14 protein-coding genes and 1 pseudogene are annotated in these 12,841 nt (G+C 45.1%); 10 read left to right on the forward strand and 5 right to left on the reverse strand.

Annotated features, from left to right (window positions below):
* Together IM496_RS14170 and IM496_RS14175 are read right to left on the reverse strand one after the other, a co-directional pair.
* Nucleotides 1-102: IS1/IS1595 family N-terminal zinc-binding domain-containing protein (locus IM496_RS14170; protein ID WP_420372283.1), on the reverse strand; the 102-nt coding region annotated here is incomplete at its 3' end.
* 26 nt (nucleotides 103-128) lie between these two features.
* Nucleotides 129-428, reverse strand: coding sequence for a hypothetical protein (locus IM496_RS14175; protein ID WP_228009740.1), 300 nt, complete (start codon nucleotides 426-428; stop codon nucleotides 129-131).
* A gap of 247 nt (nucleotides 429-675) precedes the next feature.
* Between IM496_RS14175 and IM496_RS14180 the strand changes: the two genes are divergently transcribed.
* Entirely contained in the window at nucleotides 676-1,731 is a 1,056-nt protein-coding gene (locus tag IM496_RS14180) for a Fe(3+) ABC transporter substrate-binding protein (RefSeq protein ID WP_194016950.1), read from the forward strand.
* Nucleotides 1,732-2,072: 341 nt separating this feature from the next.
* Here IM496_RS14180 and IM496_RS14185 read toward each other — a convergent pair whose 3' ends face one another.
* Nucleotides 2,073-2,687, reverse strand: coding sequence for a DUF938 domain-containing protein (locus tag IM496_RS14185; protein WP_194016952.1), 615 nt, complete (start codon nucleotides 2,685-2,687; stop codon nucleotides 2,073-2,075).
* Nucleotides 2,688-3,022: 335 nt separating this feature from the next.
* Between IM496_RS14185 and topA the strand changes: the two genes are divergently transcribed.
* A complete protein-coding gene (gene topA, locus IM496_RS14190; protein ID WP_287662287.1) occupies nucleotides 3,023-5,659 on the forward strand; it encodes a type I DNA topoisomerase in 2,637 nt (878 codons plus the stop codon).
* Nucleotides 5,660-5,781: 122 nt separating this feature from the next.
* On the opposite strand, the gene IM496_RS14195 is transcribed toward topA, so the two are convergent.
* Nucleotides 5,782-6,567 (reverse strand): SWIM zinc finger family protein, encoded by a 786-nt coding sequence (locus IM496_RS14195; protein WP_194016956.1) that lies wholly within the window; start codon nucleotides 6,565-6,567, stop codon nucleotides 5,782-5,784.
* 112 nt (nucleotides 6,568-6,679) lie between these two features.
* Here IM496_RS14195 and IM496_RS14200 point away from each other — a divergent pair.
* From IM496_RS14200 to IM496_RS14210, 3 genes and pseudogenes are all read left to right on the forward strand, one after another.
* A pseudogene (locus tag IM496_RS14200) lies at nucleotides 6,680-6,915 on the forward strand (helix-turn-helix domain-containing protein); the annotation flags it as partial.
* 295 nt (nucleotides 6,916-7,210) lie between these two features.
* The gene (gene fni / locus IM496_RS14205) at nucleotides 7,211-8,254 is read left to right on the forward strand and encodes a type 2 isopentenyl-diphosphate Delta-isomerase (protein ID WP_194016958.1); all 1,044 of its coding nucleotides are present in this window, start codon (nucleotides 7,211-7,213) and stop codon (nucleotides 8,252-8,254) included.
* Complete coding sequence (locus IM496_RS14210; protein WP_287662289.1) at nucleotides 8,248-8,421, forward strand: hypothetical protein; 174 nt, start codon at nucleotides 8,248-8,250, stop codon at nucleotides 8,419-8,421. Before fni ends, IM496_RS14210 begins: the two co-directional genes overlap by 7 nt.
* On the opposite strand, the gene IM496_RS14215 is transcribed toward IM496_RS14210, so the two are convergent.
* On the reverse strand, nucleotides 8,401-8,853 hold the full coding sequence (locus tag IM496_RS14215; protein WP_287662290.1) for a porin: 453 nt from the start codon (nucleotides 8,851-8,853) through the stop codon (nucleotides 8,401-8,403). The two genes, IM496_RS14210 and IM496_RS14215, sit on opposite strands and share 21 nt — an antisense overlap.
* A 155-nt stretch (nucleotides 8,854-9,008) precedes the next feature.
* On the opposite strand from IM496_RS14215, the gene pyrE reads away from it, so the two are divergent.
* The 5 genes from pyrE to nuoK form a co-directional block, all read left to right on the forward strand.
* On the forward strand, nucleotides 9,009-9,596 hold the full coding sequence (gene pyrE / locus IM496_RS14220; RefSeq protein ID WP_194016962.1) for an orotate phosphoribosyltransferase: 588 nt from the start codon (nucleotides 9,009-9,011) through the stop codon (nucleotides 9,594-9,596).
* A 598-nt stretch (nucleotides 9,597-10,194) separates the two neighbouring features.
* The gene (gene nuoH, locus IM496_RS14225; RefSeq protein ID WP_002775034.1) at nucleotides 10,195-11,313 is read left to right on the forward strand and encodes an NADH-quinone oxidoreductase subunit NuoH; all 1,119 of its coding nucleotides are present in this window, start codon (nucleotides 10,195-10,197) and stop codon (nucleotides 11,311-11,313) included.
* A 42-nt stretch (nucleotides 11,314-11,355) separates the two neighbouring features.
* On the forward strand, nucleotides 11,356-11,928 hold the full coding sequence (ndhI, locus tag IM496_RS14230) for an NAD(P)H-quinone oxidoreductase subunit I (protein ID WP_002733194.1): 573 nt from the start codon (nucleotides 11,356-11,358) through the stop codon (nucleotides 11,926-11,928).
* Between the two features lie 93 nt (nucleotides 11,929-12,021).
* On the forward strand, nucleotides 12,022-12,618 hold the full coding sequence (locus tag IM496_RS14235) for an NADH-quinone oxidoreductase subunit J (protein ID WP_008203498.1): 597 nt from the start codon (nucleotides 12,022-12,024) through the stop codon (nucleotides 12,616-12,618).
* A gap of 19 nt (nucleotides 12,619-12,637) precedes the next feature.
* Nucleotides 12,638-12,841, forward strand: a 204-nt coding sequence (gene nuoK / locus IM496_RS14240) for an NADH-quinone oxidoreductase subunit NuoK (RefSeq protein WP_502861846.1), incomplete at its 3' end; no start/stop codon positions are given.

Raw genomic sequence — 12,841 nt, forward strand, 5'->3', positions numbered from 1 at the left:
AATAAATTGACGGCCACAGGTTACACAAATATGATTTTGTTTACCTTGTTTATTGATGCCATTTTTACGGATATGGGTAGATTTACATTCAGGGCATTGCATTTTGATTTCCTCCATTCATATCTCTATTATGCAACGCCGATTAATTTAGCTTCGGCAAACTGCCAGCAATCAAGATTTCTAATTATCTCTTTTTTGAGCAGCACAATTAAATCCTGACTGGACTCTGATTCTAACAGCCAAAATAACCAAATTTCTTGCGCTGTTGCTTGCTGCCCTAGCAGCAGATAAGCTAATCCCAGATAGGGATAATAATCAGTCACTTCCGGATGAACCGCCAGTGCTTGCTGACAAAATAACAATAATTGATCATGGTCTCCCGATGCTAACATTAGCTCGATCGCTTGTTGGTGATTACTGTTGATCATTATCTTGACTCTCGCTGCTTTTATTCCACAATACCCTCGATCGAGCTTAGGGTAACATTTTGGGCTTATTGAACTTAACTAGCGATAGATTCGAGGATTTATTAGCCTCATTAAAACAAAAAACCCTGATTTTACCTTGATTTTACCCCATCTACCGCCCTAGCCCGACAAGTAATTTCTCGTACAGATAAGAATTATTCTCAATAGCTGTACAATAGGAAAAGACAACTTTACCAAGAATCGAGCAATGAACGATAAAATAACTCGTAGAGTCTTTCTAGGCGCAGGAACAGCCACCTTAGCCCTAGCAGTGGGTCAATTAGGGAAAATAAACGAGGTTTCTGCCCAAACTAATCAATTAAACCTCTATTCCTCCCGTCACTACAACACCGACCGACGATTGTATGACAACTTCACCCGACAAACGGGAATAAAAATTAACCTCGTGGAAGGGGAAGCAGACCCATTAATCGAACGGATCAAAAGCGAAGGCCGCAATAGTCCTGCCGATATACTCCTGACGGTAGATGCGGGGAGATTATGGCGGGCCGACCAACAGGGAATTTTTGCCCCGGTCAATTCCCGCATTCTCACCCAAAGAATTCCCGCTAATTTGCGTCACCCCAAAGGTCACTGGTTCGGTTTTAGTAAACGCTTGCGGGTAATCATGTATAACAAAGACAGAGTTAACCCCAGAGAAATCGATTCCTATGGGGATTTAACCAATCCCAAATGGAAAGGAAAAGTCGTCACCCGGTCATCTAGTAACATCTATAGTCAATCTTTTACCGCTTGGTTAATCGACATACAAGGGGAAGCAGCCGCAGAAAAATGGTGTCGAGGATTAGTGGCTAATTTTGCCCGTTCACCCCAGGGTAATGATAAGGCACAAATCGAAGCTGTCGCCGCAGGAATTGCCGATTTAGCTCTAGCTAACACCTATTACTTAGCTGGGTATGCCGAAGAAAAAGACCCCGCTAAACGGGCAATTTATGACAAGGTAGGCGTAATTTTTCCCGACCAAACAGGGCGCGGCGCTCACGTTAATATTAGCGGTGGTGGTTTAATTAAAACTGCCCCCAATCGAGAATCGGCAATTAAATTTTTAGAGTATCTTTCTAGCAATGAAGCACAGAACTTTTTTGCTAAGGGTAATCAAGAATATCCCGTCGTTCGAGGCGTTGCTTTAGACCCTGTTCTGGCAAAACTCGGACGCGGAAAAGAAGATACCGTTAGTGTGGCTAATTATGGTCCTAATTTAGCCAAAGCAGTACAGGTAATGAATCGCGCTGGTTGGAAATAAGTTATCAGTTATCAGTTATCAGTTATCAGTGGGAAGTGGGAAGTGGGAAGTGGGAAGTGGGAAGTGGGAAGTGGGAAGTGGGAAGTGGGGAGCTTTTTTCAGTGATCAGAACGTAGGTTGGGTTGAAGCATGAAACCCAACGCCCGATTATGTTACGCTACCGCTAACCCATCCTACAAATAATTGTGCCTCCCTACTTAATTGGTTAAGCTAAAAGCTTGGATGTACTTAGTTTATAACCTTCTTTTTAGTAGGAGAATTGCCAGATTCTTTTTTTTGCCTTTTGCCTTTTGCCTTTTGCCTTTAGAAGCTAATTACCGATTACTGTTCACTGATAATTGCTATGTTAAGGCAAATAAAACCGAGAGATTATTAGCGGGCATAGGAATTACTTCTAACAATTGTAAACCTCGATCGCTCGCTGCTTGCACCACATCTTCTAAATTCCTAACTCCCCAAGCAGAGTTTTGAGAACGGAGAGAAAGATCAAAGCTTTCATTACTAGGAGAAGTATGTTTTCCCTGTTGTTTATAGGGACCATAAAGATAGAGAATTTCCCCCGGACTAAGAATGCGACTCGCTCCCGCCATTAAAGCTAAACAAGCGGACCAAGGAGCGATATGAATCATATTAATATTAACAATGGCATTAATAACGATATTTTCCCTCTCTATCGCCCAAACTGACTGATGAACATCGATAAATAGGGGGCGATCGAGATTAGAACTAGGATAATAATCGCACCAACTGCGAATACTATCTAGAGCCAGAGGGTTACAATCCGAGGGAATCCAACGACAAGGAGCAAGACGAGGGGCAAAAAAAACAGCGTGTTCACCCGTGCCGCTAGATATTTCTAGAATATTCCCAGTCTTCGGTAAAAATTGGCTGAGAACTTCCAAAATCGGCTGACGATTGCGTTCCGTTGCCGGGGCGTATTGACGTAAATCAGACATAACTACAGCGTTTCTTATAAAGATGAAGCGTAACCTAATTTAGTATCGAGGACTATCTCCCTTCTCCTCAATTCATAATTCATAATTACCACTCCTCAAACAGATTATATTACCCTTGACGGTGCCTTGCTGTCCGATCGCCGCTCCAGAAAAATATTAAGTTTTATTAAGAAGTTAGTGACAAAAGACCGCCTTTAATCTCTATTATCGTAGTAAGTGGCTTTTGACCCGAATCAAGCTGGTCAAGATAAATAGTAACTTTTGCCCATCATCAAACAAAGATGGTCAGTCTAACTAAAACAGTCGCTGTGGCCATGCCCTCGTGATCAATTCCTATGTCAACCCTGGTTATTGTCGAATCCCCCACCAAAGCTCGGACAATCAGTAATTATCTACCTAGCGGCTATCGAGTCCAAGCCTCCATGGGCCACATCCGCGATCTGCCCGCCTCCGCCGAAGAAATTCCCCCCGCCCACAAAGACAAATCCTGGGCCAACTTAGGCGTGGATGTGGAGAACGATTTCGATCCCCTCTACGTCGTCCCCAAAACCAAAAGTAAAGTCGTCAAAGAATTAAAAGAAGCCCTCAAAGGCGCCAGCGAATTGATCCTCGCCACCGACGAAGATCGGGAAGGGGAAAGCATCAGTTGGCATCTCTTGCAGGTACTCAACCCGAAAATACCCACCAAAAGGATGGTATTTCACGAAATCACCAAAGAAGCGATCCAAGCCGCCCTCAAAAATTGTCGCTCGATCGACGAAAATTTAGTTCACGCCCAAGAAACCCGCCGCATACTCGATCGCCTCTACGGTTATACCCTCTCCCCCCTACTCTGGAAAAAAATCTCCAAAGGGTTATCCGCCGGCCGCGTGCAATCCGTGGCGGTACGTCTGCTCGTACAACGGGAACGAGAACGACGGGCCTTTAAAACCGCCAATTATTGGGACCTGAAAGCCACCCTCGAAAAAGACAAAAATCAATTCGAGTCGAAATTAGTCACCTTAAACGGTCAAAAAGTAGCAAATGGGAGCGATTTCGATGCCGACACCGGCAGACTGCTCCCCGGTCGCCAGGTGACACTTTTGGATCAAGCCACCGCCGCCGCCTTAAAAGAACGCATCCAAGACAAAATCTGGCGCGTTAGCCACACCGAAGAAAAACCCACCACTCGCAAACCTTCCCCCCCCTTCACCACCTCCACCCTACAGCAAGAGGCTAACCGGAAACTGGGCATATCCGCCCGCGACACCATGCGAATCGCCCAAAATCTCTACGAACAGGGCTACATCACCTATATGCGGACCGATTCCGTCCATCTTTCCGATCAGGCCATCACCGCCGCCCGCAATTGTGTAGAACAAATGTACGGAAAAAATTACCTCAGTCCCCAACCCCGGCAGTACACCACCAAAAGCAAAGGCGCACAGGAGGCCCACGAAGCCATCCGGCCCGCCGGTAGTAGCTTTCGCCTGCCCCGGGAAACCGGCCTAAGCGGACTAGAATTCGCCCTCTACGACCTAATCTGGAAACGTACCGTCGCCTCACAGATGGCCGATGCTCGTATTACCCAGATCGCCGTTAATATTCAGGTGGAAAATGCCGGATTTCGCTCCTCCGGCAAAAGAATCGACTTCCCCGGCTTTTTCCGCGCCTATGTGGAAGGTTCCGACGATCCCGAAGCCGCCATCGACGACCAAGAAATAATCCTACCCCCCCTCAACGTCGGTGATACCCCCAATTGTCGGAAACTAGAAGCCATTAGCCACGATACCCAACCCCCCGCCCGTTATAGCGAAGCCTCACTGGTAAAAACCCTCGAAAGTGAAGGAATCGGGCGACCCAGTACCTACGCCACCATTCTCGGCACCATTATCGATCGCGGTTATGCCCAAATGCGGAATAAAACCCTCATTCCCACCTTCACCGCCTTCGCCGTCGTCGGTTTATTAGAAAATCATTTCCCCGACCTGGTAGATCCCAAATTCACCTCGAAAATGGAGGAAACCCTCGACGACATCGCCACCGGTTCCGCCCAATGGTTGCCCTATCTCGATCGCTTCTATCGCGGCGAAAAGGGGCTAGAAAGCCAAGTTAAAGAGCGCGAGAGTCAAATTAACTCTAGCACCGCCAAATCGGTAATTTTAGAAGATTTACAGGCAACTATCAAGATCGGCAAATACGGACCCTATCTAGAAGTCCCTCGGGGGGATGAAATCCTCACCGCTTCCATCCCCGCCGATTTAACCCCGGCGGATCTGAACCCCGAACAGGTAGAAACCCTGCTGCGACAAAAAACCGAAGGTCCCGATAAAATCGGTCTTCATCCCGACACCGGAGAGCCAATTTATCTGCTGGTGGGTAGTTACGGCCCCTACGTCCAGTTAGGAGATGTCAGCGATGACAACCCCAAACCGAAACGCGCCTCCCTACCCAAAGGAGTCAAACCAGAGGATGTCACCCTCGAACAAGCAGTGGGTTTATTGGCACTGCCACGACTACTGGGAACCCATCCCCTCACCGGAGGCAAAATCAAAGCCAGTTTAGGGCGTTTCGGTCCCTATGTGGTTCAGGAAGAGGGCAAAGAAAAAGAATATCGTTCCCTGAAAGCCAGCGATGATGTCTTAACTATAACTCTCGATCGAGCCTTGGCCTTATTAGCCGAACCGAAAAAAGCTCGCGGCGCTCGTGGTTCTACCAAACCACCCTTAAAAGAATTGGGCAAACATCCCGACGACGGCGAATTGGTGGGATTGTACGAGGGTCCCTACGGAATTTATATCAAACACGGCAAGACCAACGCCAAGATTCCCGAAGGAGAAACCGCCGAAACCCTCACCCTAGAACAAGCTTTAGTCGCCCTAGCAGCCAAGACAACCACTGCCAAGAAAACCACTACCAAGAAAACTACTTCTACCACCACCAAAAAAACTACTTCCCCAAGCGGTAAAACCGGCAAAAGTAAGAAGGTTTAGCGGTTAGTGGTGGGGCGATTTTCTCCATGGTTAATTCCTGGCCCTGATGCGAGGACAAATCTGGCTGGCTTTTTTGTCCTTGGCACCACTTTGAACGGGCTGCTCATATACCCCAAATTCCCCTACTGTAAAGCAATCGCCATCGCTTCTTGGGGAATTTGCCGGTAAATTGGTTTTAAAAATTGTTCTATGGCATCGGATTCGGGGGCAGCGAGGGGAAAATTGCCTAAAATATCGAGAATGGTTTGATTTTCATTCCCCGGCGTAATCACAACGAGGGAGGGATCTAGCTCTTCATCGTACTGCCAAAAGCGATCGATAGCGCTTTCGGGGGCAGTTTTTTCGACTACTGTGGGGGGTTCACTAACGGCTAAAGGTTGATTATCAGAGGAATAGGAGCGTTTTTCGCGTAAAGCTTCCAGAATTTGGTTTTTGGTTCGGCCGCGCAGTTGCAAAAGCAGGAAGGGATCGACACTAAAACGATCGCCCAATTGATAGTACACTGCTCCTATATGTTTGCAGGGGTTGGCTTGATCGGGACAGGTACAACGAGAGCGAATATCGGCTAGGGAAAAGGGAAATAAATTCACCCCACTATCGATAAAAACACGCTCGATATGATCGGGCATTTGTCCGGTGAGCAATTGAGCGGAATAAATGGCTTTTTTGGAGAGAAGCTTAATAATATAATCCCATTCTTCATCACTAAAAGCCGCTAGGGATAAATCCACTATATAAGGCTCTGGTTCACTGCCTTGTACTCTGGCAATAACTTGCGAGTCTTCAAAGTCAATACTTAAAACATTGCCTTCTCTTGCGTACAGTCTAGCTCTTTCCAAGCGTTTTTTAAAGCGATAGGAATCGAGTAGTTCCAGCCATTTTTGTACCCACCAAGCTTGTTCTGTCATTTTTTATTCACCCTACCGCTTATCAGCTTCGTTACCAACAAAAACGCCAATTCAAAAAGGAAACGCATCAGCCTAGAGGCCTGACTAGGAAAGGCTCATCAGGTATAGTCTGATCAATACAACAACAAATCAGACCCAAAAACGAAGCCCTCAATATCTTAACATAGAACCAAGAAAGTTGCTCTACCAACTTGGTCAAGAGGTAAATTTATCTCAAAGACAAATAGCCGTCTTGCTCGGATGTGATCAAAGCACGACCGGAGCAAGTATTAAGAAGGAATCAAAGTTCCGTCGGATGCTATCTACAAAGGTACAGCACAAGCTGAGGGTGAGACTCGCCGAAAAAACTGAAAACAACCCTTTAAAAAAGTAACTGAGTCGGTGGTAGAAGGGAACGAATTTTAAAATCCTTAGGGCAGAGGAAATAGAAAGAGCCGTAAACTTAATTAACCATCCTCCTCGAAAATGTCTTGACTATCCTATCCAGAATGAGGTATTCTGTGATAGCCCAGACAGTGATGCAATTCAGACTTTAATTGGCGTTCCCGATGCTAATCTTAGTCAAGCAGAATTAGATGAACTGCTCTTAGAACTCGATTTCTAAACTCAATCTAATGTTTAACGCTTATGCTTAATAACAACTATGTCATTGCCTAATCTTCCCAGTGAAATTGAAAATCGTAAAAGCGAACATCTGCGAGTTTGTATCGAAGAAGATGTGGAATTTCAACAACTTACAAGCGGTTTAGAGAAATATCGTTTTACTCACTGTTGTCTTCCTGAACTTGACCGCAGCGATATTGAACTGGGGACGACCTTTTTGGGAAAATCTTTAAAAGCTCCAATTCTCATCTCTTCCATGACTGGAGGAACAGAATTAGCCCATTTAGTCAATACTCGATTGGCAACGGTCGCTCAACGCTATGGTTTAGCGATGGGGGTGGGTTCTCAACGCATTGCACTCGAACAACCGGAATTAGCTCCGACCTTTGCAGTACGTTCTCTGGCGCCAGATATTCTCCTGTTAGCAAATTTAGGGGCTGTGCAGTTAAATTACGGCTGCGGTTTAGAAGACTGTTTAAAACTGGTGGAATTATTAGAAGCTGATGCCTTAATTCTCCATCTCAATCCTTTGCAAGAATTGGTGCAATCGGGAGGCGATTCTAATTTTAAAGGTTTACTGGCTAAAATCGAGCAAATTTGCGCTCAATTGCCCGTTCCCGTCATCGCCAAGGAAGTCGGCAATGGCATCTCTGCGCCGATGGCCAAAAAATTAATTGAAGCCGGAGTTGCCGCGATTGATGTGGCGGGAGCCGGAGGCACGTCCTGGGCTAAAGTCGAAAGTCAAAGAGCCAAAGACAACAGACAAAGGCATCTCGGACAAGTTTTTGCCGATTGGGGTTTGCCTACGGCTGAATGTATTACCGCCATTCGGTCTGTAAATTCAACCATTCCTTTAATTGCTTCTGGAGGCTTAAAAAATGGCTTAGATCTTGCCAAAGCCATCGCTTTAGGAGCCGATTTAGGGGGGTTGGCCCGACCGTTTCTCGTAGCAGCTATTGAATCAGAAGCCGCCGTTGATGAGTTAGTAAAATTTTTAATTGCTGAACTTGAAATTGTTTTATTTTGTACTGGAAATCCTAATTTATCCGCCCTTAAAACTTCAGGAGCCTTAAAACCATGTTAAAGTTTTCAATGGAATTGTGTTATTACCAGCTTGATGTCAAAGGTTTAACCGTTGGCACTTTGGGGACAAAAGCAACCAGTAGCAAACAAACCTTAAACTATCTGATTTCTCAAGGAAAATTACAGAATATTTCGGTTAAGAAGAGATTAAAAACCTCCTGGACTTAAATAACTGGGATTTTCCTGTAGGGAAGTATCGAAGGGATTAGGTAAATCTTGGGTGCGAATTAAAGGCCCAGACTGTTGCTGTTGCATGACATCATAGTATAAAGTTTCGACCAATTTGGCATCTCGGGTAATCAGATTATCGAAATAGGAACCTTGGGGAAAAGTACGCCAACCAAAAAGAGAGTTTAACTGTCCTAAAATGTTGGTATAGTCGTAGAAACGACCCGTATTGTTATTAACAGCGCGGTTAAACAAACCGGGGATATTATTAAATCCCACCGCCGTATCGGGAGAGGGGACAAGTTGCAATTGTTGGATTTTTACCGGTGGGGGATTGGTGGCGGGTGGAGTTTCAGCGATCGCATTAGGCGAACTCAACCAGACTAAACCGGTTAAACAAAACAGGGAAGGAAGTAAAAACTTAGCGCGCATGGGTAAAAATCTCCTCACAGGGATAGGGTTAATTAAAAAATCGCGTCAATGGGATGAGAAAGAAATCAATACTAGCGATCGAGTCAATATATAATGACTTTTGGCTTAATTGTAACTGAAATTTTGGAGTCAATCAGACTCCCAATCCTGAAAATATGGCTAATTCCTCGGTAGCGAATCTCGATACTGCTTCCCTGCGTCAATTTCTCCTCGATGCTCTTGTGCGTCTTGCCTATCGAGAGGGAGATTTCACCCTGTCTTCAGGACAAAAAAGCAGCTACTATATCAACGGTAAACAAGTTACTCTCACTGCTGAGGGAGCTTTAGCCGTGGGGCGTTTATTGCTGTCTCTACTGCCTCCAGATACCCAAGCGGTGGCAGGATTAACCCTAGGGGCGGATCCGATTGTCAGTGCCGTTAGTGTGGTATCTGCCTACGAAAATCGCCCGATTACAGCTTTAATCGTCCGCAAAGAGGCAAAAGGTCACGGGACAATGGCTTATATCGAGGGGCCGACTTTAGATGCCGGTGCCGCAGTGGTTGTCCTCGAAGACGTGGTGACAACGGGTAAAAGTGCCATGGTAGCGGTGGAAAGATTACGCGATGCGGGTTATCAAGTAGATTTAATCATTGCTTTGGTGGATAGAGAGCAAGGAGGCGCGGAATTTTACCAATCTCAGGGAATAAAGTTTCAAGCTTTGTTTTCGATTCAGGATCTACAGGCGGCTTATCAGAAAAAATAGGGTTTGCGGCAAAAAGTTTTTCCTGGTGGCAGGGTGTGGGGTGTGGGGTGTGGGGTGTGGGGTTTTACCAGTTTTGAGGTGGCCAATTACCTAATTTTCAGGGAAAAAGTCCAGGGATTTTCCCCCTGATCACTCCCATGCCTGGTACTTTTTGATTGACAAAAAGTCTAAAAGTCTTACCCAACAAGGTTTTTAGATTTTTTCAGCCTACCCTAAATAGCGGGGAGTGGCCAGAAACGCTCGATAACCGGGTTTTAAAAGTCGGTAAAACTTATCGGACAAAAGACCAGAGAGCGGCTTTAACTGCCTAAAAAATAAGTTATCTAGATTTTTTTCCTGTGAATAATTGATAACTAGCTGAGGTTGTCGGCGCTAAGAAACAGATAAGAACATTGATGGATTCAGAGTCTAACTATTGACTAATAGCTATTCTCGGACGGGGAATCAAGATTGCTTGACTCTCTTGGCTGCTAATGAGTTGAAGCCTTTGTCACTTTACTGATAACCCTCAGACCGACTAACTGTATACTAGGCTATAAGATTTGCTTAAAAATCTTCAAACCATGCCGAACTATCGACAGTACAGCGATCGCCAAATATGAATCAAGGCATAGATTTACAAGAAAGTTTCATTAAATCCCTAACAGACTTGGGATTAAGTGGAGGACTGGCTAAAGCGATTTGGATGCCTTTACCCATGTTCCTGATGATTATTGCCGCCACAGTGGGGGTTTTAGTCTGCGTCTGGTTAGAAAGGAAAATTTCCGCCGCCGTCCAACAGCGTATCGGGCCCGAATACGCAGGACCCTTGGGCGTTTTACAACCGGTCGCCGACGGTCTGAAATTAGTCTTTAAAGAAGATGTCGTCCCCGCTAAGGCTGACCCTTGGTTATTCCTCTTCGGGCCGATTTTGGTGGTGATGCCGGTGTTTGTCTCCTACCTCATCGTCCCCTTCGGTCAAAATCTGCTGATTACTGACCTAAACGTGGGGATCTTTTTATGGATTTCCTTGTCCAGTATTGCCCCCATTGGTTTATTAATGGCGGGTTATGCCTCGAATAATAAGTATTCCTTGCTGGGAGGCCTGCGGGCCGCGGCGCAATCGATTAGTTATGAAATTCCCTTGGCTTTATCGGTATTAGCGATTGTGATGATGTCTAATAGTCTCAGTACCATTGATATTGTCGAACAACAATCCGGTTATGGCATTTTAGGCTGGAATATCTGGCGCCAACCGGTGGGTTTTCTGATTTTCTGGATTGCCGCTTTAGCTGAGTGTGAACGTCTGCCTTTCGATTTACCGGAAGCGGAGGAGGAATTAGTCGCCGGTTATCAAACCGAATACGCGGGGATGAAATTCGCTCTTTTTTATGTGGGTTCCTACGTTAACCTCGTGCTGTCGGCCCTAGTTTTCGCGGTCCTCTATCTTGGTGGTTGGGAATTTCCTATCCCCGTCAATGCTTTAGCCGGCTGGTTGGGAGTTAGTGAAACCAATCCCTGGCTACAAATTATCACCGCTTCCCTAGGGATTACGATGACGGTATTAAAAGCCTATTTTCTTATCTTCATCGCCATTCTCTTGCGTTGGACCGTACCCCGGGTTCGCATTGACCAATTACTCGATTTAGGCTGGAAATTCCTCTTACCGGTATCTTTAGTTAACCTACTACTTACTGCCGCCCTAAAACTAGCTTTTCCCTTTGCTTTTGGCGGTTAATTCCCGTTTTTGCCCTGTTAACCTACTATACCTCTGACCATCATGTTTAACATCCTCAAACAAGTCAGCGATTACGCCAAAGGTAGCATTCAAGCGGCGAAATACATCGGCGAAGGTTTATCCGTTACCTTCGATCATATGCGTCGTCGTCCGATTACCGTCCAGTATCCCTACGAAAAGTTAATTCCCTCGGAACGTTATCGGGGTAGAATTCACTTTGAGTTCGATAAATGTATCGCTTGTGAAGTTTGTGTGCGAGTTTGTCCGATTAATTTACCGGTAGTGGATTGGACTTTTAACAAGGAAATTAAAAAGAAAGAACTCAAACACTACAGTATCGATTTTGGGGTCTGTATTTTCTGTGGCAATTGTGTGGAATACTGTCCGACTAATTGCCTATCGATGACCGAAGAATACGAACTAGCGACCTATGATCGTCATGAATTAAACTATGATAACGTCGCCCTAGGCCGTTTACCCTACAAAGTCACCCAAGACCCGATGGTGACACCTCTGAGGGAATTAGGTTATTTGCCTAAAGGTGTCATCGAACCCCACGATTTACCCGCCGGTAGTCAACGCGCCGGTAAACGTCCGGAAGAAATTACTGATTAATTAGCAGTTAGCTATCAGCCGTCAGCCGTCAGCCTTCAGAAGCTGATAACTAATAATTAATAACTCTCAAACATAAAAGGAGATGAAACTACTGTGAATTTAGCCGAGGGCGTTCAAATAGTATCTTTTGGCATTTTAGCAGCCCTAGTAATCGGGACAGCTTTAGGCGTGGTGCTATTATCTAATATCGTTTATTCCGCCTTTTTATTGGGCGGTGTTTTTATCAGCATTTCCGGTTTATATCTCTTACTAAATGCTGATTTTGTAGCGGCGGCACAAATTCTAATTTATGTGGGTGCGATTAACGTTTTAATTCTCTTTGCTATTATGCTTGTTAACAAGCAAGAGGACTTTTCTGATATTCCTAAACGTTGGATCCGTCAGGCATCTACTGCTTTAGTTTGTGTGGGTTTATTTGTACTGTTATCGACCATGGTTTTAATCACACCTTGGTCAATTTCTACCACTTCTCCCGCCGTTGTGACTAATACTTTAGTAGAAATCGGTAAGCATTTCTTTAGTGATTTCTTGCTACCCTTTGAATTAGCTTCCGTGCTATTATTAATGGCCATGGTCGGAGCAATTATTTTAGCTCGTCGTGACCTTATCCCTACCCTAAAAGCTGAAGAACCTACGGCCACAGCCTTAACATTACCCGAACGACCTAGAGAATTAACCGCCCCTAAATAAGACCCAAAAAAGAGGTATCATGCAGATTCAGTTAGAGTATTATTTGTTATTAGCGGCGGCTTTATTTTGTATCGGAATTTATGGTTTAGTCACCAGTCGCAATGCTGTCAGGGTTTTAATGTCGATCGAATTGATGCTCAATTCTGTTAACATTAACTTAATGGGTTTTTCCAACTATCTTGACCCCGCTAATATCCGAGGCCAAATTTTTACTATTTTCGTG

Origin of the sequence: Microcystis sp. M049S2, from assembly GCF_020245625.1 — a bacterium.
GTDB lineage: Bacteria > Cyanobacteriota > Cyanobacteriia > Cyanobacteriales > Microcystaceae > Microcystis > Microcystis ichthyoblabe_A.